The organism is Methanoculleus chikugoensis (genome assembly GCF_900095385.1).
GTDB classification, from domain to species: Archaea; Halobacteriota; Methanomicrobia; order Methanomicrobiales; family Methanoculleaceae; genus Methanoculleus; species Methanoculleus chikugoensis_A.
Genome location: NZ_FMID01000061.1, coordinates 1 through 19,757, shown reverse-complemented (window position 1 = coordinate 19,757; position 19,757 = coordinate 1). Strand labels below are relative to the sequence as shown.

Here is a 19,757-nt window from a genome sequence, read left to right as displayed (position 1 = left end):
CCTGCAGGGCAGCGGTCAGACTTCGAATCTGTGCCGGGCCTCGTAGCGACGCCACGGGAAACCCGTCTCCGAAAGCCGCGCCTCGATGTCAATCGTCAGGTTCTCCGTCCCGTCCCCATAAGATTGGAGGAGGAACGGGATCATCATCGCCCCGTTGCCCTGAATCCCCGTATCCGGGATCTCAAGAATGCTCCCGTATCCGCCGTCGGTTGCGTGCTGAAAACGGATAACCGGAGAATCGCCGCCGAGAGCCTCCAGGTATGCCTCCGTGGAACCCCGGACGCCGATCGTCACGCTCTCGATACGTATCCCTGCACGATCCCCGAGTTCGACAACCAGTCGTGCCCGGCCGGAGGCGGGGAGCGGTTCATTAAGCACCGATACGGGGAAGACTTCCCTGCCGTCATGCAGAAATATTGCCGTTTTCCTGAATTCATCACCGGTGGCATCGTATTCGGTCAGCTGAACCGGAGGGACGAGGAACGCAAGGACCAGTCCCGCCGCAACGACCGCGAGAACTGCCGCCCCGAACCGGTATGCGCGGTTCACCCTTCACGTCTCCTCTGTGCTCGAACGGCGAGCAGCCCTCCCGCGAGCGCAAGGATGCCCATCCCGGCGGAGAACCCGGGCGCGGTCCGGGTCTGCGGCGGCTCCGGCTCCAGTTCCAGGTCGAGGCGGTTGGTAGTGTTCTCGAAGACGACCTCCCGGTGCAGGGGGAGGTAGCCCTCCTTCTCGACCGATATGTTCTGCCCGTAGCCGAAGGCGTTCTCGACCAGGTAACTGCCGTCACCGGCGGTCCCGGTCGTCACGGGGTGCGGCCCCCAGGCGAGCGGGAGGACGGACTCGGACCTCACCGTTGCGTCCGGGACCGGACGACCGTCGACGTCCTTCACCGTCCCGATCACGGAGATCCACGGCGGCGGCGAGATATCGACGTTGACGTAGACGTGCAGCACCGCCTCAGAGGTCTTCCCCAGGTTGTCGATCAGGGTCACGGTGATCGTCTCGTTCCCTTCAGCGACCGGGACGGTGCAGGAGAAATTGGTCGCGTTCCCGCACGAGACCATACCTGCGCTGCTCGCGACCACCACGTCCCGTATCCCGTTCGAGGCCTCGGCCCTGCCGGTGACCGTGACCTCGGGCGGGACGAGATCGCTCCATACCGTCTCGTACTGCTTCGGTGAGATGACCGAGAGGAACGTCGAGGTCTCGACCGGTTCCCCCCCGGCGCTCGCCGGGGCTGCCGCCATGAGCAGCACGAGAATGCAGAAGATCGTCAGAATAGTTCGTCTCATAGTCCGGCTCCTTGGAAGAGGGATGGGGAGGGATCGTTTATATCTATTCTGTGCCGTTCGTCTCCGCGTACAAAACTCTCTCCGCCAGGGCGATCTCCCGGGGAGGAAAGACGACCAGCGCCCGGGGATCCTCGTCGATGGTGGTCGGTGTCCGGTTCCCGTCCGGCGGGTCCCTCGGGTAGATCTCGATGGTGTTCCAGACCTCCGTGGTGGCAAAGGAGATGAACTCCAGCGGGCGGAGGGTGCCGTTCTCGACGGCGTAGATGTTTTTGTAGGTGTCGTCGTAGGTCCGGTTCTGCTCGTGGTAAAAGACCTTCAGGCTCATTCCCTTCATGCCGTAGGAGATCTCGTCGAACGGGATCTCGTCTACGGCGGCGAGGGCTCCGAGCGGGTGGGCGTGGGGAGGGCGGTAGTCGAGCCGCTGGGACGAGAGGTAGGTGCTCCCGTTCTGGAGGACGAAGGCGGAGTGGACCCAGGGCTCCCCCTCCATGTCGGCAAAGAACGCGAACTGGATGTAGGTGAACGAGCCGTTCCTATCGAACTCCATGACGAGCAGCGGCGACTTCGCCGTCTCGTTCTCGAACGGGATCTCGCGCTCCATCGCCTCCCAGATCTCAAGGAACGGGGGGTCGTACTCTTCCACCGGGAGGACGGGGACGGTCTCGTACTTGATCGTCTCGTAGCCGGGCGGAACGTAGGAGGCACGCCAGAAGACGAAGATCACCACGATAACGATGCCGAGGATAAGCCACCGGTCTCTCATGCGGCGACGCTCCCGGCGATGAGGTAGCCGCCGTCCGCCGTGCCGATGCCCCGGAACGAGTAGAGGTCGATCGGCTGCTCCTGCCGCCGGATCTCGTTGCCCCTGGTATCCCTGCCGATGAGCGTGACGCCCGCACCGGCGGCGGTGACCGAGAGGGAACCACCCTGCGACTGGACAACGACACCGCCGGCGTCATCGACGGTTCTGTAATCCGTCACCTCGCCGTTCTCGTCGAGCGAGAAGAGGTAGCCGCGGTCGACCCGTTCGACACCGCCCCAGAAACTCCCGGAAAAGGTCGTCGACCGGTAGAGAACCGCGAACCGTCCCGGCGCCGTCTCCCGGACATCCAGGAGTTCGTCGAGCCCGTCGCTCCCGAAGTCCCGCTTCCAGAGGACGGTGCCGTTCTCGTCCAGGCGGGCTGCCTGCAGGTACACCTCGAAACGATCCCCGGAGAAGACGTGCTGCCCCTCTCCGAAGACGAGCACACCCCTTTCCGGCGCCGGGTAGATCGGGTGGTACCCGATACCGCCCGCGGCGTCGAGCGAGGTCTGCCAGAGCCGGGTGCCGTTCTCGCTGAAGCAGGCGACCTTATCCTCCCACGCCGCGACGTATCGACCGTCCGTGTGAGCGAGGAGGGAAACGGGTACCATCCCCTGGTCTTCGCCGGCGAATGACTGTTCCCAGAGCACCTCGCCCCCGGCACCGACCCGGACGAGCCCGGGGATCTCCGTGGCTACCAGGAATCCGCCGCCGGGCGCCGGGGCGAGCGCGGTCACACGACCGGAATCGATACCGAAGGCCAGCCGACCGCGGGCGTCCCCGTGCTCGTCGTAGGTGAGGATATGCGCCGTGCTCCCTTCCCGGCCGTACTCCGTGACCGCGAGAGCGTAGCCTCCCGGACATTCAGCGATGACGTCGGGCCGGTCGTAAGCGTCGATATCAACCCGCGCCTCCCACTCGATATCCCCGGCGGCGGAGACCTTGATGATCAGGATATCGGTCTCCGGCGCGGGTTCGCCGCCGGAGTAGGGCGCGGGCGGGATGACGCCCGCTACGATGCCGGCCGTCGCAAGGAGCGGCGGGGCGACGAGGAACGCGACGGCGACCGCCGCAACCGGGAGAAGGTCGCGGTACGGCCGCTCCGGGTCGAGGAACGACGCGACCAGTCCCCCGAGCCCGGCGACGAGCATCGCGCCGCCGACGAGGAGGAGGACCTGCCCCGGGGCCGTGGTGAGCGACTGGACGAGGTAGGTGGGGTTGCCCGCGAAGAGGAGCGTCCGGGCGGCGAATCCGGCGACCGCGCCGGCGATGAGCGCGGAGAGGAGCCGGGCGCTCCGGGAGGCGGTGCCGCCCGCGTAGGCCGGGAGGAACCCGGCGAAGAAGAGAACCAGCAGAACCGAGACGAAGGTCTGCGTGATCCCCACCCCCAGGAGACCCTGGTTGTAGGCGGACACGGTGCTCCAGCACCCCGAGAGCGCTCCCACCACCCCGAGGACGGCCGCCCCGGCAAGGAATCCGATGCCGACCGAGACGGCGGCGATGCGGCGGTGACCCGTTCCAGGCGCCTCTCCCTCCATCATAGGGGAAACTGGGACGCGGAATTATATACGGTTTCTGTGCCGGCCGTCTACTCGCGAGCCCCGGTTTTCCCTGAAGCCGGGCAAGAAGGGGCGCCGGCAAAACGTAAAAGTAATGCTTCCTTACTCCGATTCCTGGAGTATGCGACGCTGGCCGGCTGCCGTAATCCTGATCATCCTTCTCTCTGCCCTCCCCTCCTGCGCAACCGCGGGCCATACGGTCATGCCGACCGGCGACTACGTGCCCGACCGTCCGCCACAGGATATGACGCCCATCGAGTGGTGGCAGGTCCCGCCCCAGATCCTGATTACCAGCCTGCTCATCGGAACCGCGCCCGAACTCGTGGTCGTCGCGAACATCCTCGTTCTCCTGAACGTCTGGCTCTTCTTCGGCTACCGCCGGATTGCAAAACGCGCCGCGCTCGATCACGAGACCCGGACGGCGATCTACGACCACATCCGCGCTCACCCGGGCATCCGCCTCGGCACCCTCGCCGAGGACCTCGGGATAAACCGGGGAACCTTACGCTACCACCTCGGGAGACTGCAGGAGTTCGGGATGGTCGCCGCCACCGCCGTCGGCGGGCAGACGGGATACTTCGAGAACCGGCAGAGGTACTCAGAACTCGAAGCAAAGGTGCTCATCCACCTCAAAAACCCGAACACCCGGGAGATCCTCTTCACGCTGCTGGAGAAACCGGGGGCGTCGCGGCGGGATCTTGCCGAACGGCTCGGGATCACCGCCTCATCGGTCTCGTGGCACCTGCGGCGCCTGAGGGGCGACGGGGTCGTGCTCCGGGAGAAGAGCGGGGCGGACGTCCGGTATACCCTCTCGGGAGATTCGGCAGCGTTTGTCGGGGAGCGGGTGGGCGGCGGTAATACGGCGGAATAACTTCGACGGCGATGGGGGGAGCGGCGTTCCGTGCCGAGATGACGGCACCCGGGGAGTATTCTGCACCAGAGCCTCACCTGCGCTCACCGCAAATTCCGCTTCGGCCGTAGACCGGACTGTGCCGTTTATGCCGCATGCGGTCGAAGACAAGGACGTCACCCTCGCCGGGGAAGAGCCGGGCAAACCTCGCCGGATGTTGGTTTGCACCGTCCTGACGGCAACCCTTTGCAACCATCAACGCCCGGCCGGCCCGGAGGGTTGCGTTGTAGGCGATGTTGTACGCCCAATCGCAACCGGTCGAGAGAAGCGGTTCCGATATCCCGACGGGCGAGAGCCATTGCTCCGCGCCATCCCGTGCGGTGCCCGGCTAAACCCTCCTACGGAGCCTTACTCCTGACGCTGAGCCTTTCCGACTCCTCGTACTCGACGCACTCCTCGAGTTCCTCCTTCCCGACCGCCTTCTCGGCGGCACCGATCGTGACCTTCGCGATCTTCACGAAGACCTCCGGGTAGCGCTCGTAGAACCGTTCCGTGACGATATGGCGCCGTCGGCTGATCTCTGTCTTACGGCGTAGGCCTCGTTCTCCCGGATACCCAGCCCATGTGCTCTCTCCAGCAGTGCTTTATGGAGTTCTTCGGCCTCGCGGAGCTCCTCTCGGAGCTCCCGAATGTAACCCTGCAGCGCATAGGCCTCTTCGAGGAGGCGGTCGTCGGGGATCTCGTCGGGGGTGCGGGGATGGTCCGGGGTGCCCGGCTGCACCGCGGGTTCGGGGTGCTCGCCGCCGGGGGTTGCCGCCGCGTCCCCTGCAGCAACCATCCTCCCTTCTCCGGCCATAGCGGGCGGGCATTCCGGCACTTCACCGCCGGGCCGACCGTTCCGGCGGTTACCGATCGCAGCGATGAATATCTCGCCGAACTTCTGGAGTTTCGCATTCCCGACGCCGGGGATAGCTGCAAACGCTTCGAGGCTCTGCGGATACCGGCGAGCCATCTCTTTCAGGGTTCTGTCATGGAAGACCGCGTAGGGCGGGATGCTCAGGTCATCCGCAAGCCTTTTGCGGATGACTCGCAGGTCCTCGAAGAGTTCAGCATCAAAAGGCCTCTCGTCCCGATCTTTCATTCCCCCACGAGCCCGGGACCCTTTCGGGCTCGCAAGCCGCACGTTCTCGTCGCCGGGCGAGGAGGGCCGGGTTCACGGTGTTGAGGGTGACATAGATCCCGGCGACCGCCGGATCGGCGTCGAGGGCCTCGGCGGCTCGGGCGAGGGCGCTGTGGTCATCGAAGTAGCCCGAATGTGTCGCGCCGTCGGCGAGCGCCCGGACCTCGACCACCCCGCCTTCGGGGGCGAGGAGTTCCACGGTCCGGCGGATCTCTTCTTTCAAACGCTTTCCTCCGGGATCAAGGGAAAAAGGGGGGCGCTCGCGGCCTCCCCGCAGGCCACCCGCCGAAAGGAGACGAACGGGATGATCCAGCAACCGGTTCGAAGGCGAAACACCACTGCCCGCCCCGCGTGGTTCACCGCCGCATGCCCCTCGATCGTCACGGACGAGGTGACGATCCCGCCCGTCCGCCGCACCCGCTCCCGCATGATCGGGGCCGGGCGGCCGAAGAAGATGAGCGCCTTTGCGTCCTCGGTTGTAATCCGGCAGCGCTCCGCCTCGACGTGGACGATGAGCCCGCCCGCAGCGGTACAGGCGAGGGTTCCCGGCTCCGTCATGGCCGCCCCCGCTCGACGCTGACGGTATACTGGTGGTTCCGGGTTCTTCTGACGTTGATCTCCCGGACGGCCCGGCCGTGCCGCCGGATCTCGTCCGCCACCACCCGCGGGACGAGGAAGAGCGGCACCGGGGACACGCTTATCTCTTCCGGTGGAGATGTACCAGTGGCGGCCTGGCCGACGGTGCGGTCACACTTCTGGTTCGGGCTGCCGCCCCTGGTTCTCGGTTCGGTTCCTCCCGGGGCTTTGTTCTCCCGGGATCTTCTGTCGTGTTGCATTTCCTGGTAGCTCCCTGCACCGGAGAGTTCTCCGGCACATAGACCATCATCGGGAACCGTCGGTTAAAAAGGTGATCCGATGATCCTGAATTGACCATAGGAGCCTATTTAAACGTTGCTTTACCAAAAAAGGGTATTCCAAAGGACCGGGCGGGAATCATCGATCGCGAGCCGAATCCGGGGTGACGATCCGTCCGGGGTTTTTTGATCCGGTGCAGGCAGTTGCCACGTCCCCGGGGTCGTAGCGGAGACGGACCTCCCGCTCCCTCCCCCGGCCCGCCCGGGGCACGAGATCGACGATCCCGGCCTCCATGAGCCCGTTGAGGTGCTCGTGGCAGGCCGTCCTCCCGACCGGGAGATACTCCTGTGCGGCCTCGAAGACCGCACCCGCCGCCATATCCGCTCCTTCCCCTGACCGCTTCGCGATCAGGCGCGCAAGCACCTGCTCGTCGTCCGAGAGCGCCGCGGCCCGGGCCCGGAGTGCCGGCGACCTGACCATCCGGGCTGCGGTCGTCACGTCGCCGGGGGTGACCCGCCGGCGACCATCCTTCTCCGCCCGGAGGACGGCAGCCCGGAGGAGGTCGATCCCGACACGGACGTCCTGCTCGCCGGCGGCGATCTGCGCGACCCGTTCAAGGAGGACCTTCGAGACCACCCGGGGGTAGAGCCCCTGCCGGACACGGTCGGTGAGGATCTCGCGGATCTCGGCCTTCGTGTAGGGCCAGAAGGTGATCTCGGTCGGGTGGAAGACCGACCGGACGCTCTCGTCGGCCTCCGCATACAGGTTCAGGGAGAGATCGCTACAGACCGCGAAGACCCCTGCCTTCCGGACGTCCCACTTCTCGTAGAGCCGGAGGATCTGGTAGAGGACGGTGTTGTAGGTTCCGGCCGCGATGAGTTCGTTTGCGTCGTCGAGGCAGACGACGAGCGCCGCATCGTGGTCGTGGAGCCAGGTCGCGATCCCTTGCTTGATCTCGTCGAGGTGCCACCCGGTCGGTGGTGGGGCGTAGCCAAGGAGGGCTTTGAAGATGCTCCGGTAGACCGCGAGCGGGGTACGGTCATGACGGCAGTTGACGTACGCCGGGACGATCCTCTTTGTCTCCTTCCGGACCTCGCGGAAGATCCGGCGGACGGTGGTGGTCTTCCCGGTCCCCGGGGGGCCGCGGAGGATGGCGGAGAGGGCGCTCCCGCCCCGGAGCGCCGGCCGGAGGAGGAAGGCGAGTTCCCGGACCTGGGCGTCGCGGTGGTGGAGGTGCTCGGGGACGAACGTGGGCTCAAACGTGTCGGGGTCGCGAAAGAGCGTCTGGTCGCTACGGAGAAGAGAGGAATGCGTCATAGGAGAGAGTGGAGAAGCGCTCGTTGATAACAGGGAGCCGTGCGCGTCGTGAAAGTAAGGAGAGGGCCCAGATGCCGGCTGTCCGCAATTGTCCGGATACTGCTACCGAGATCTGCGCCTGATCCTTTGTTTTTCGGCAGTTCTGCTTGTTGGATATGGGTTTTACCCTTCCCCCTCAGTCGGGGTTCTGTCCGGGATTGTCCGCAATTGTCCGCAATGACCGGAATGATGGATTGAGCACATATCGCCGCAGTCGCCCCTCCCGTTTCACGGCAGTGATACCCATTTCGGCAAGAGCAGAGAGATCGCGTCGGGCAGTCCGGGCAGTGCATCCGTAGATGTTTCCGTACTCCTCTGTCGATATGGGCGGATGTGCCTTGAGGTATTCTATAACTCCGCGCTGCCGCTCGTTCAGCAGTTCCGGGCGTTCGAGAAGTGCATTAAGTACCGAGCCAGTAAAGGTAACGACGAAATCGCTGCCGATCTCCTGGAATTGCGGCTCCGGGAGGGCGTCTCGTTTGCATGCGGCGATCATGCTGAGCGTGCCTGAACCCCACTGCTCGATATACCCGGCAAGGAACAGGAGTCTCGCGATGGATGAATTATCGGTCATCCAATGAGTAAGCCCATAAAAAAAAGAGCGAGGGAAGGCTCCCCCCCTTCAGTCCAGTGAACCGACGGTGTCGGCCCAGGCCTCGACCGCGTTCCGGATGGCGTCGTCCTGGTAGGACGAGAGCCGGACGGTCTTGCGGGTGAAGGTGACGTAGTAGTCGTCACCCGAGGGGTCGTGGCACTTGAGCTGCGCGTAGTAGGTCTCGCCGGGGGCGTTTCGGACGGCCTCGCCGCCCATCGCGGCCTCGAGGGCCGCGTTGCCCATGACCTCGGCGGCGTTCGCCTCGAACGCCGCGATCGTCGGGGACTGGATCGAGACGGTCCCGACCCGCTTGCCCTCACCGTCGAGGAAGTTCACCTTTGCGGTGTAGTGCTCGCGGTTGCGGACGACCGCGGCCACCGGCTGCCCATCGGCGCCGGTATACCCGACGCACCCGAACGGGTTGTCGTCGATGACGCTCTGGATGAGGTTGTTAAACGACGTTACGCTGGCGATCGGGACGGCGAGGTCCCGGACCGCCGTTTTGTTCACGGTAGTCTGCACGAAGTCTGCCATGGTTGGCTCTCCTTGCCTGCCAGGCTTCCCGGGAATGTGACAGACACCTATAGGGTCGACCCGTAAGGGTATCAGCCTGACTTTATCGGGGAGGGCGGATTGGGCCCTGATTCTTGAATATAACCGTTACGGTCAGGCATTTTCTCTCCGCCGTCCTACTGTTCTCCAGGAGGGATACCAGGATGACCGAGGAAAAGACCACCCGGGAGCTCGTTTACGAGACGAACCGGGATGTGAAGTGGATCTGCAGGATGCTGCAGCGGATGGAGGCCCAGGACGAGGAGTTTGAGGCCCGGATCCGGGCGCTGGAGGGCTGGCAGGCGGAGAAGGCCGGCGAGGAGCGGAGAGTTTCGACGCTCGGCGCCGGGGCGGGCGGGATCGTCGGCGGGGTGGTGGCGGTGATTGTGCGGGTGATGGGTGGGGGTGAGTCCAGAGAGACTGGATGAGTCACTGTTCCATACGATGTTTCCTGTGCATTGCTACACCCCGCCGGAGGAATACGTGGTAGAAGGACATGGCGTCTTCGCCCTGCCGTTCGGTCCCCGGTTTGCCTGGAGTACGGTTGGGGGCATGCCGGCTGCAATCGGCGGGAGACGTGAGCCCATTACAAAACGGCCATAGTGGTAGTTTTCAGGGGATTGGATGCACCTGCTCTGGTTTCGAGTATTCACTGCAACCATGGATGAGCCCATTATGGGCCAATTATGATTCGTTTTGACCTACGTTGATCCTCTACGATCCCTCTACCGTTGCATACCTCAGCGAGTAGTGCACGCCCGCTCCTGCCGCCCCCTCTTTATAGAAAATGCCTCGTTGACCATGGCAGTAAGATCCCGCGTTGCGGTTGACTTCTTAACACTGTAGAGGCGCTGATATTCCTGATTTGAGATGGAGCCCCCGCTCTTCAGGTAGTGCAGGGAAGCGATCTGCCGCTCATTCAGACCGAGGGAGGCGAGCTGCTCTTCATATGCGGAGGACGGTTCTCACACCCGTGGTTATAGAAATAGTTATCTTTCTCCCCGGCGACCGTAGAATCATTGAAATGAAATAGTACTCCGGTGGAGGCTACCTGAATGAATTTGCGGCTCACTGATGATGAGATCGATGCGTTACTCAGAGAGGCCAAGCCGCTGCCGGGAGATTTCTCCAGGAGATTTCGCCCTAAAGAGAAGGGCGGCCATAAGGAGTACGAGATCGGTATAGAGGGTGCGAATCAATCCCGGTTCAGGTTAATATTTCGGCAAAGTCTATTCAACTCGCTGGACTTCTCCGTGATCCTCGGCTATATCATTCCAAACACAAACCAGGTGTTCCGGCTACGCCGATATAACGGGAAAAGTCACGAACACACGAACAGGCTTGAGCAGGAGAAGTTTTATGATTTCCACATCCATACTGCAACAGAGCGCTACCAGACCGCGGGCTGGAACGAGGATGGGTATGCGGTTCCGACAGACCGGTACTCGGATCACCACGGCGCGCTGAAGAGCATGTTCAATGACTGCGGGTTTGAGGGGTCAGCGGTAACCACGAAGGATCTTACCGACTGGGGGATATAACCAATGGCAATCGAGGCAATCGAAGAGGAGTTTCGGAGGAAGGTCTGCAGCCAGATCCATCTCCGCCCGGAGGGTATCAACCGGTACCGGGTCTTCACACCGTTTGTCTTTGACGATGGGGATAACCTCGCGATCGTCCTGAAGGATGAGGACGGCGCCTGGACGCTGACGGATGAGGGGCATACCCTCATGCACCTGACCTACTCGATCGACGCAAGGGAGTTAGAGCGGGGAACCCGCCAGAAGGTGATCGCGAGTGTGCTGTCCCGGTTCGGGCTGGAGAACAACCGGGGCGAGCTCGCTATTCGCATCACGGGCGACCGGTTTGGGGATGCCCTCTGGAGTTTCATCCAGGCGCTGATCCGGATATCGGATCTTACGTATCTGTCGAGATCGCGCGTTTACTCCACGTTCCAGGAGGATCTCCGTGCGCTCATCGAGGAGGCCGTCCCTGAGGGGCGCAGGGAGTTTGACTGGCACGATCCCGAGCATGATCCGGAAGGGAAATACACCGTTGACTGCAAGATCAACGGCATGCAGAGGCCGATCTACATCTTTGCGCTCGCGAACGACGACCGGGTCCGTGACGCGACGATAAACATCCTGCAGTTCGAGAAGTGGGGGCGGCCCTTCGTCTCGGTCGGCATATTCGAGGATCAGGAGGAGGTCAACCGCAAGGTCCTCGCGAAGTTCAGCGATGTCTGCGATAAGCAGTTCTCAAACCTGCCGGGGAACAAAGACCGGATTATGCAGCACCTCCGGGAGATGGCCGGGACGGCTTCCGGGTGAGGTTGCAGCGGCGTCCCGCTCTGCCCGGGGGAGGAATCCCCCTTTCATTATGTGAGAGAAGTCTGGCGGGTTCGAGCGGCCCGGAGCATCAGGATGCCCCCTCCACGATTGCGATCTCCTCCTCTATGAGCCCGCAGGGTGCATGCACCGGTCGGTCGTGGGCGGGGTGGTTACTTCAGCATCCCGTCCCGCCAGAAGAAGGTCTTGCCGGGGTCCCGCTCATACTTTTCAAAGACGCTCGGGAAGATTTCGGGGTATTTTGCATCTCTGAGAGGGATACAGAACATCGTTGCCGGCTTTTTCGGGCTGCCTCCGACACCAATCACCACGAAGACAGGGATGCGGTTCGACCGGGAGTAGGCATTGTATCTCCTGATCTGGTCGGGGGAGATCTATTCGTCCGGGCGGTGTTCCGCTGCATATGCCGGATGATGGACGCTGCAACTCCAAATAGTCAATATTAATACCCTTTCACACCACCGGATAATTGTATGGAGGATTTTCAGCGCACGGAACACTCTCCGCAACCAAAGAGCAAATTATCGGTGACATCAACCCAAACGCAGATATTCAGCTCTCTGGGCAGGAGATGAGGGATGAGCGTTCTCGATACCGCATATGAGGTGCTCCGTGCAGCAGGCGAACCGCTCCACTACCGCGAGATCACGCAACGGATGCTCGATCGAGGCCTCTGGTCGAGCGCAGGGCTGACCCCCTGGGATTCGGTCAACGCCCGGATTGCTGTTGATATCAAGAGAAACCGGGAGCAGTCCAGATTTTATCGAGCAGCTCCCGGCATCTTCGGGTGCCGTGAGGCTGGAGATCCCAACCCCTCTCCGGAGCCCGAACCCGAGCGGGATAGCATGTCCTTCCTCGACGCCGCCGAGATGGTGCTCGAGGATTATGCAGATAGGCAACCGATGCACTACCGGGATATCACCCGAAAGGCTCTCGACCTCGACCTGATCACAACCGGCGGCCTGACCCCCGAAGCGACGATGTATGCCGCGATCCTCACCGAGATCCAGCGGCAGAACAAGCGGGGGGAACTCCCGAGATTCGAGAAACTCGGCAAAGGCTACGTCGGACTGACCCGGTGGCACGAAGAGGGGCTCCCCTATCAGATCGAGGTGCATAACCGGGAGGTGCGGGAGCACCTCATGCAACGGATCAGGACGATGAACCCCGCCGCGTTCGAGGAGCTCGTCGGGGAACTGCTCGCAAAGATCGGGTTCGAGGATGTTGCGGTCACCCGGGCGAGCGGCGACGGCGGCATCGACGTGCGGGGGACGCTTGTTGCCGGCGACGTCATCAAAACGCGGATGGCGGTCCAGGTGAAGCGCTGGAAGAACAACGTCCAGGCACCGATCGTCCAGCAGGTCAGGGGCTCTCTCGGCGTGCACGAGCAGGGGCTGATCATCACCACGAGCGACTTCTCCACCGGCGCCCGGCAGGAGGCGGAGCAGCCGGACAAGACGCCCATCGCGCTGATGAACGGCGAGCAGATGGTGAACCTGCTTATTGAGTATGATATCGGGGTGATGCGGACGAGTTACGATCTCATCGACCTCGAGGAGGATGAAGAATGACTGCCGGGATTGCAAGTTTCCAGAGTAACAAGGTTTTCCTCAAGGATATTCTTGGGGCGATCAACGAATGCAAGATTCAACTCCCCGACTTCCAGCGGGGATGGGTGTGGGACGACAACCGGATCCGGAGTCTGCTCTCAAGCGTCTCCCTCTCGTTCCCAATCGGGGCTGTAATGATGCTCGAGACCGGAAATACCGAGTGCCGATTCAAGCCGCGGCCGATAGAAGGATTACCCCTGGAATCAGACGTCGAACCGGATAAGCTGATTCTCGACGGGCAGCAACGACTCACGGCCCTTTTCCAGGCTTTGATCAAGCCGGGAGCGGTGGTTACCGAGGATATTAAGAAGAAGACAATCTTCCGGCACTATTACTTTGACATTGAAAAATGTCTGGATCCCAACGAGGATCGTGAAGAGTGCATCCGGAGCATCTCGGATGATAAGTGCGTCAGAAACTTCCGGGGCGAGGTTATCGAGGACTACTCCACCCTAGAGAAGGAGTATGCGGCCGGCCTCTTTCCGGTGAAACAGGTGTATGATAGTTTCACCTGGAAAGAGGGGTACGACGAGTACTGGGACTATGATAAAACCAAGATGAGAACCTTCAATCAATTTTACAAGGAGATCATCCAGCGGTTTGAGCAGTACCAGCTTCCGGTCATCGAGATGGGGAGGGACACTCCAAAAGAGGCGGTCTGCCTTGTCTTTGAGAAGGTGAACACCGGCGGGGTAACACTGACGGTCTTTGAACTCCTGACCGCCACATTTGCAGCCGATAATTTCTCGCTCCGTGACGACTGGCAGAAGATCGCACAACGATTCGCCAGAGAGGAGGTCCTGAGAAAGATCCCGAGCGACGACTTCCTCCAGGCGGTCACCCTGCTTGCGACGATGAAGCGTTACCGGGAGCACGTCGACGGAACCGATCCGGACGGGCGTGCGCCTGCAATCAGCTGCAAGCGCAAAGACATCCTCAAACTCAAACTTGATGATTACCGTGAGCACCGGGACGCGGTGGTCGAAGGGTTCCTGAAGGCGGCTAAGTTCCTGCGGATGCAGAAGATCTTCATCAGCCGTGACCTGCCGTACCGGACGCAGATCGTTCCGCTGGCCGCCACTCTCGCGGTTCTGGGCGATGAGGCAGATAACGATACGGTGAGAAAACTCCTCTCGCGGTGGTACTGGTGCGGGGTCTTCGGCGAATTATATGGGAGCACGATTGAGAGCCGGTTTTCCAAGGATCTCCCTGAACTGATCGCGTGGGCCCGGGGTGGCGACGAACCTACGGCGGTGAAAGAGGCCACGTTCTCCGGAGCCCGCCTCGAAGAACTGACAAGCCGCCGGAGTGCGGCATACAAGGGGATCTTCGCGCTGATGATGCGGGACGGGTGTGAGGACTTCCGCTCCGGCCAGCCGATCGATATTACCAGTTATTACGATGAGAACGTCGATATTCACCACATCTTCCCCCGAAAATGGTGCGACGATCATGCCAACGAGCAGGATATCAACAGGCATGGGGCGGAGGTGGACTGCATCATCAACAAGGCGCCTCTCTCGGCACGCACCAACCGTATGATCGGCGGGAGCGCACCGAGCGCATACCTTCAGCGGATCGAGAAGAACGAGGGGATTCCTGCAGAGCGTCTGGATCAGATCCTGCGCTCACACGTCATCGACCCGGAAGCGCTTCGGAACGACGACTTCTGGGCGTTTTACGACCAGCGGTACGAGGAGATCCTCGACCGTATCGAGGCCGCGATGGGCAAGCCCGTGATCCGGGAGGAGGTAGAGACGGTATGAGTGTCGGGGCGGTGAGAGATGTCAAAGGGTTTACCATCGACCTGGCAAAGGTGCGGAAGTGGAAGCGGTATCAGGCATAAGGATTCAGAGGGGGAGAACTAGCGGAGGTGCTGGCGGGGTCGTGGCGGTGCTCGTGAGGGTGCTCGGCGGGGGGTGAGGTGCCCTATGAAATTTTAAATATCCAGGTATTTCCCGTTCCTCTCGAGCCATTCTTTTCTCTTCTCGTAATCAGATAGAACCGTTCCGACGAGATCCCAGAACTCGGGGGTGTGATTATGCTCGATTAGATGAGCCATTTCGTGAACCACGATGTAGTCCACCACTGTCATCGGTGCAAGAATCGTCTTCCAGTGAAAATTGAGCGTGCCGTCCTGAGAACACGATCCCCACCGGTACTTGAGATCGAGAACCTTCAAGTCGGTCGGTTGCACTGCAAACCGGTCCTTATATCGATTTATCCGGTTCTCCAGGATAGTGCGTGCATGCTCCCGGTACCACCGAATGAAGGTTTCCCGTCCTCTGCCAACACACGCCCGGTTCATCTCAAAGGAACTGCGGTAGAGGCGGAGTGGTTTTCCTTCATCAATAAGAACGAGTTGATGCATCCTGCCGAGGTATGGGAAACCCTCACCATTTACATACTCTTTTTTCGGGGGGGTCTCTTCAAAGAGGCGTTTTTCTGCCAGTTTCTGGTAGATCCAGAATTTCTTGCTCTGGAAAAAAGCATTGATTGCATGCTCCGGGCAGTCATCCGGTGCCCTGAGAATAATCGATCCATCGCGTTCGATGGTAAGGCCAAGCGATTTCCTTGACGAACGAATCAGCTGATAGGTGAGTTCTCGCCCCTTTATAGGATCACCCTGTGTTTGAACTCTGCATCAAGGTGTTCGGCAAGGCGGATAAACCGATCCGTAATGGCATTGCGCTTCTGAAGAATTTCGGGAAGCCGTGACTCGAGCAGGATCTCCTTGATATACCGGCGAAGGAGTTGCTTTTCGGTCGCTTTCTTCCAGAAGTCCACTTTTCGGATTTCCCGCTGGATCATGGAGACAATATCTTTTGTCGTTCCGGCAGCCATCTCTCTTTCCTTCTCCGAAAGATCCTTCGAGCCGTATACTTCCTTTACCAGGATGTCGTAGAACGGCATTTCAATAACCGGGTCAAGGCCGTGCTCGACATCCTGTCGCCCTTCCCGTACCTCTTCGAGAAACTTCCGGAGTTCTTCGACGAGTAGGTCCCAGTCTTCCTCGTGAGCGGTGAGAAGATCGTTGAGCCGTTCGCTGAGTGTCTGGTAGAACTCAGGATCATAGTCGTAGCGCTGCGAGATGTGGTAGCGGATCGCGTGAGCCATCTCCGAGGCCTTTGCCTTGTTCGAGCGGTGGCTACTCAAGGACTTTTCGAAGTCATCGGAGGTGATCGAGACCGGCGGGACTTTCGGGTCGATGCCCTGCGAGAAGACGTAGTCGTCGATGAGTGCTCGGACTTTCTCTCCGCAGCCCGCGAGGTTGAGCGTCCGGTCGCGGTAGCGCCGTTCGGCCAGGGTGTTGATGAACCCGATGACCTTCACCGGGTGGACATAATCCAGCGCCCGCCTGTCCGGGAGGATCATATCGACCTTCCGGGCAAACGATTTGTACAAGACGAGGAACTCCGCCCGTTTTTCTTCATCGGCGAGGTACTCGACGCATTCGTTGATTGCGTACTCGTTCCCGAGGGGATCAAGAGTTCTGCCCGCATAGGAGGAGGATTCAGCTGCACTCTCCGGGACTGCATTGAGATCTGCCGCAGCAAAGAACTGCAACAGGCGAGTGTATGCTTCCCGCATCTTGGGGATCTCGTCGCCGAGCTGGTCAAACGCTCCTTCGACATCCTCATCCGCAAAGACCCCGAGCGCCTCTTTGAGGTGGTGCCCAATCCCGTAGTAATCGACAACGTAGCCGCAGTTCTTCCCGCTTGCGGGGCGGTTGACCCGGGCGATGGCCTGCAGGAGGCTGTGCTCGACAAGCCTCTTGTCGATATACATGACCTGTTCGATCGGAGCGTCGAACCCGGTGATGAGCATATCGACAACGATGAGGAGCGCCAGACCATCCTGCTTCTCAGGGTCGTCGGCGTCCAGGGGTTTTTTGAACCGGGCGATCTGGGCTTCGTGTTTCTGCGGGTTGGTGTAGGGCTTGAAGATCTCCTCGTCGTTCTGCGAGCCCGATATGATAACGTCGGTCTTGATGCGTCGGAGCGTCTCCAGGTCTTCTCCCGGGGTGCCTGCATCTGCTTCGAGGTCAGCGATTGCGTCTGCAAGGGCACGGTCGAGCGCTTCTTTGTAACGCACCGCAGCGAGCCGGCTGGAGACGACGACCTGCGCTTTGAACCCATTGGGGAGGATGTTTGTGCGGTAGTGGTCGATGATGTCGGCGGCGATCTTCTCGATCCGGCGGGGCGCCTCCAACACCCGCCGGTAAGTGCCGTACTTCTTTCGGATGGCTTCTTTCTCCTCTTCGGTATGGTCCTTGAACATGTCCTCGAAGAGGTCGTCGAGCGCCCGCCCGTCTTTGACGGCATCTCTGGATGTCCGGCCTTCGTAGATGATCTGTAGCGTGCTTCCGTCCTCGATCGACTCCCGGATGGTGTATTTGTCGATGTATTCGCCGAAGATGCCGGTGGTGGTCCGTCTCCGGCGCTGCCCACCGCGGACGGCCTTCGGTTTCATGATGGGGGTGCCGGTGAAGGCGATCCGGGTGCAGTTCGGGAGAGCCTGCTCGACGTTTGCGCCGAGGACCGACGCCTGGGTCCGGTGCGCCTCATCGATCAGGAGGAGGATCTTATCCGACCGGTTAAGGATCGGAAACTTCCGGACCCTCTTCCCCCCTTTCTCCTGGAACTTCTGCATCATGCCCATGACGACGTTTGAGGTGTCGGTCTGCAGGAGGGCTTTCAGTTCTGCGATGTTCCCGGCGGTATAAACCTGTTCGTCGGCCGTGGCCGCGGTCTCCTCGAGCTGCCGCTCAAGGTCGGTGCGATCGGTGATGAGAACGACCTTGTACTTCTTCAGGATGGGGTCTTTTCGCATCGCCCGGATGAGGAAGACCATCGTCAGCGATTTGCCGGAGCCCTGGGTGTGCCAGACGACGCCGCCTTTCTCTCTCGGATCCTGGTCGGAACGCAGCCGTGCGAGGATCTTCTGCACCGCCCGGTACTGCTGGTAGCGTGCGACGATCTTGATCTTCTTACCCTGATCGTTCTCACGGAAGACGGTGAAGTTCCGGAGGATCTCAAGGAGGCGGGCGGGAGCAAGCATCCCGTGGATCAACCGCTGCTGGCTGTCGGGAGGCTGGCCGTCCGGGTTGATCGCGGAGAAGGGGGTCGGATAAGGATCTTTCCACTCCAGGTAGTGCTCCTCCCGCCCGCCGATGGTGGAGACCTTCGCCGTTTCCCGCGAAGTCGCGATCATGCAGAGGTTGTAGGTGAAGAGCCGGTTGCTGCCCTCGGGGAGTTCTGTGTCCCGGCTGTTGCTGTAGCGCCGCAGCTGGGTGACGGCCTCCTGGATAGGCTCGGGGATGGCGGGGGATTTGCATTCGATAACAATGAGCGGGATACCGTTGACGAAGAGGGTGATGTCGGGGATGATGTGTTTGGTGGTGCCGGGGACGGCGACCTTGAACTGCCGGGCTGCAAGGAACCGATTATTCTCCGGGTGGTCGAAGTCGATGTAGCGGACAGTGGGGCTCGGGGTGCCGTCGATGCGGTTTTCGTGGACGGTGGTGTTGTTCAGGAGCAGATCGGTGGCGGCGATGTTCGCCTCGATGAGCGGGGTCTGCGGGATGGTGTCAAGGCGGGTGATGACCTCGGTGATCTGGTCGTCCTCGAGGAAGGGGTTGATCGCCCGGAGGGCCTCCCTGAGTTCCGGCTCGATGATGACCTCACGAAACGAGAGCCGCTGCGATTCGCCCGGCTCGGCACCCGCCGGGAGATGCCGGACTTCCCAGCCCAGTCGGGCGAGTTGCTCACAGAAGGGGATTTCGACGTAGGTCTCCTCGTTCCAGGTCATTTTCCGTAATACCACATTTGCAGGAGGGTTGATAAACGTAATGCTGAAGAAGAGATTGGAGGCGAAGTTTTCTCTCTTGTGCAGGACGGAGATGCTGGCGGGATCGTGGCCCCATGAAATACGGCGAGACACGAAATATTTGGAAATCGGGGCATTAGGTTCTTTTTAGGGGATCTCTGCAGACACCGGTGAGACCAGTGTAATCGTGTTTGTGCAAGAGTCTTCGATTATCAGCGGTCACGCCTTATTATCAGTTCCTCTCCCAGATTCGCTGCAAGGTGAAAACCTGCTCTCTTTTCTTTGGATATCAGCATTCCAACGCAGTACGCAACCGCCAGGATGATCATCACAATGATCATGACCCACTGATAATATCTCAAATCGCCAGACGCTGTGATTACAAAGTAAACCAGACCGGCATACGTAATGATCGAATAGATCCCGACAACGCTAAAAAATGCGCCGACGACTTTCCCCTTTAAAAGCTCATGATACCGCTTCTCTACGCTTTCGTCTTTAGGGATCAGGTTGATACTCTCAACGATTGCCAAGTGTGTTCCTGAGAGGACTGCACCAACAATGGTGATCACGAAGATTACCAGATTGAATTCGGTCAGGAACGTCGCCCAGAAGAGGGTGGGCGCCAGAGTGAGCAAGTACGGCGATTTGTTTTTTAGATCGGGAATCATACTCCATCACACTCTTCCTTCTGGCTGCTCACAGTCGTAGAGGTCATCCCAATACTCTCGCGATCATGACGCTGCATGCCAGGTGAATCAGTCCCATGAATGAGTGCTCATACCGCTCATATCGTGGAACAATCTTCTTAAACGCTTCAATCCAGCTGAAGAACCGCTCTACCGCACTGCGCTTCTTGTAGAGTTCTGTATCGAACCAGAATGGCCTCCCTCGTTTCGGCTGTCTCCGGGATCTCCGGTTGACCG

Annotated in this window: 19 protein-coding genes and 2 pseudogenes; 6 read left to right on the top strand and 15 right to left on the bottom strand. The window is 60.7% G+C overall.

All coding sequences use genetic code 11. The features are described from left to right. Positions 1 to 15: 15 nt before the first annotated feature. Genes L21_RS12255 through L21_RS12240 form a run of 4 tightly spaced genes read right to left on the bottom strand, consistent with a single transcriptional unit; the run spans position 16 to position 3,638 of the window. Positions 16 to 549 (bottom strand): DUF8121 family protein, encoded by a 534-nt coding sequence (locus tag L21_RS12255; RefSeq protein WP_074370740.1) that lies wholly within the window; start codon positions 547 to 549, stop codon positions 16 to 18. Further along, the gene (locus tag L21_RS12250; RefSeq protein ID WP_074370739.1) at positions 546 to 1,295 is read right to left on the bottom strand and encodes a peptidase associated/transthyretin-like domain-containing protein; all 750 of its coding nucleotides are present in this window, start codon (positions 1,293 to 1,295) and stop codon (positions 546 to 548) included. Before L21_RS12250 ends, L21_RS12255 begins: the two co-directional genes overlap by 4 nt. A 43-nt stretch (positions 1,296 to 1,338) precedes the next feature. Continuing rightward, entirely contained in the window at positions 1,339 to 2,058 is a 720-nt protein-coding gene (locus L21_RS12245) for a hypothetical protein (protein WP_074370738.1), read from the bottom strand. Next, positions 2,055 to 3,638: a hypothetical protein gene (locus tag L21_RS12240; RefSeq protein WP_074370737.1), complete on the bottom strand. Its 1,584-nt coding sequence runs from the start codon at positions 3,636 to 3,638 to the stop codon at positions 2,055 to 2,057. The genes L21_RS12245 and L21_RS12240 overlap by 4 nt, the downstream gene beginning before the upstream one ends. A gap of 139 nt (positions 3,639 to 3,777) precedes the next feature. On the opposite strand from L21_RS12240, the gene L21_RS12235 reads away from it, so the two are divergent. Then, positions 3,778 to 4,527, top strand: coding sequence for a winged helix-turn-helix transcriptional regulator (locus tag L21_RS12235; protein ID WP_074370736.1), 750 nt, complete (start codon positions 3,778 to 3,780; stop codon positions 4,525 to 4,527). A gap of 493 nt (positions 4,528 to 5,020) precedes the next feature. Here L21_RS12235 and L21_RS12230 read toward each other — a convergent pair whose 3' ends face one another. The 7 genes and pseudogenes from L21_RS12230 to L21_RS12200 all read right to left on the bottom strand — a co-directional run bounded on the left by L21_RS12230 (position 5,021) and on the right by L21_RS12200 (position 9,026). Next, positions 5,021 to 5,647 (bottom strand): HRDC domain-containing protein, encoded by a 627-nt coding sequence (locus L21_RS12230; RefSeq protein WP_074370735.1) that lies wholly within the window; start codon positions 5,645 to 5,647, stop codon positions 5,021 to 5,023. A 40-nt stretch (positions 5,648 to 5,687) separates the two neighbouring features. After that, positions 5,688 to 5,909 (bottom strand): annotated as a pseudogene (locus L21_RS12225) (hypothetical protein); the annotation flags it as partial. After that, positions 5,906 to 6,244, bottom strand: coding sequence for a hypothetical protein (locus L21_RS12220; protein WP_074370734.1), 339 nt, complete (start codon positions 6,242 to 6,244; stop codon positions 5,906 to 5,908). The gene L21_RS12220 and the pseudogene L21_RS12225, both read right to left, overlap by 4 nt. Continuing rightward, positions 6,241 to 6,522 carry a hypothetical protein gene (locus L21_RS12215; protein ID WP_074370733.1) on the bottom strand — a complete coding sequence of 94 codons (282 nt, stop codon included), beginning with the start codon at positions 6,520 to 6,522 and terminating at the stop codon, positions 6,241 to 6,243. Before L21_RS12215 ends, L21_RS12220 begins: the two co-directional genes overlap by 4 nt. A gap of 157 nt (positions 6,523 to 6,679) precedes the next feature. Then, on the bottom strand, positions 6,680 to 7,858 hold the full coding sequence (locus L21_RS12210) for an ORC1-type DNA replication protein (RefSeq protein ID WP_074370732.1): 1,179 nt from the start codon (positions 7,856 to 7,858) through the stop codon (positions 6,680 to 6,682). Positions 7,859 to 8,033: 175 nt separating this feature from the next. Then, a complete protein-coding gene (locus L21_RS12205) occupies positions 8,034 to 8,471 on the bottom strand; it encodes an ATP-binding protein (protein ID WP_074370731.1) in 438 nt (145 codons plus the stop codon). Positions 8,472 to 8,519: 48 nt separating this feature from the next. Then, entirely contained in the window at positions 8,520 to 9,026 is a 507-nt protein-coding gene (locus L21_RS12200) for a hypothetical protein (RefSeq protein WP_074370730.1), read from the bottom strand. Between the two features lie 182 nt (positions 9,027 to 9,208). On the opposite strand from L21_RS12200, the gene L21_RS12195 reads away from it, so the two are divergent. From L21_RS12195 to L21_RS12175, 5 genes are all read left to right on the top strand, one after another. After that, the gene (locus L21_RS12195; protein WP_074370729.1) at positions 9,209 to 9,472 is read left to right on the top strand and encodes a hypothetical protein; all 264 of its coding nucleotides are present in this window, start codon (positions 9,209 to 9,211) and stop codon (positions 9,470 to 9,472) included. Positions 9,473 to 10,099: 627 nt separating this feature from the next. Beyond that, positions 10,100 to 10,585 carry a hypothetical protein gene (locus L21_RS12190; protein WP_052379696.1) on the top strand — a complete coding sequence of 162 codons (486 nt, stop codon included), beginning with the start codon at positions 10,100 to 10,102 and terminating at the stop codon, positions 10,583 to 10,585. A 3-nt stretch (positions 10,586 to 10,588) separates the two neighbouring features. After that, entirely contained in the window at positions 10,589 to 11,374 is a 786-nt protein-coding gene (locus L21_RS12185; protein WP_074370728.1) for a DUF1828 domain-containing protein, read from the top strand. A 596-nt stretch (positions 11,375 to 11,970) separates the two neighbouring features. Next, complete coding sequence (locus L21_RS12180) at positions 11,971 to 12,963, top strand: HTH domain-containing protein (RefSeq protein WP_074370727.1); 993 nt, start codon at positions 11,971 to 11,973, stop codon at positions 12,961 to 12,963. Further along, complete coding sequence (locus tag L21_RS12175; RefSeq protein WP_074370726.1) at positions 12,960 to 14,768, top strand: GmrSD restriction endonuclease domain-containing protein; 1,809 nt, start codon at positions 12,960 to 12,962, stop codon at positions 14,766 to 14,768. The genes L21_RS12180 and L21_RS12175 overlap by 4 nt, the downstream gene beginning before the upstream one ends. A 173-nt stretch (positions 14,769 to 14,941) precedes the next feature. Here the strand turns inward: L21_RS12175 and L21_RS12170 are convergent, their stop codons facing one another. The 4 genes and pseudogenes from L21_RS12170 to L21_RS12155 all read right to left on the bottom strand — a co-directional run. Next, positions 14,942 to 15,535: a M48 family metallopeptidase gene (locus tag L21_RS12170; RefSeq protein ID WP_256713211.1), complete on the bottom strand. Its 594-nt coding sequence runs from the start codon at positions 15,533 to 15,535 to the stop codon at positions 14,942 to 14,944. Positions 15,536 to 15,615: 80 nt separating this feature from the next. Beyond that, positions 15,616 to 18,813, bottom strand: coding sequence for a type I restriction endonuclease subunit R (locus L21_RS12165; protein WP_074370724.1), 3,198 nt, complete (start codon positions 18,811 to 18,813; stop codon positions 15,616 to 15,618). A 230-nt stretch (positions 18,814 to 19,043) separates the two neighbouring features. Continuing rightward, positions 19,044 to 19,502 carry a hypothetical protein gene (locus L21_RS12160; RefSeq protein WP_074370723.1) on the bottom strand — a complete coding sequence of 153 codons (459 nt, stop codon included), beginning with the start codon at positions 19,500 to 19,502 and terminating at the stop codon, positions 19,044 to 19,046. A 43-nt stretch (positions 19,503 to 19,545) separates the two neighbouring features. Further along, positions 19,546 to 19,757: pseudogene (locus L21_RS12155) on the bottom strand (hypothetical protein); the annotation flags it as partial.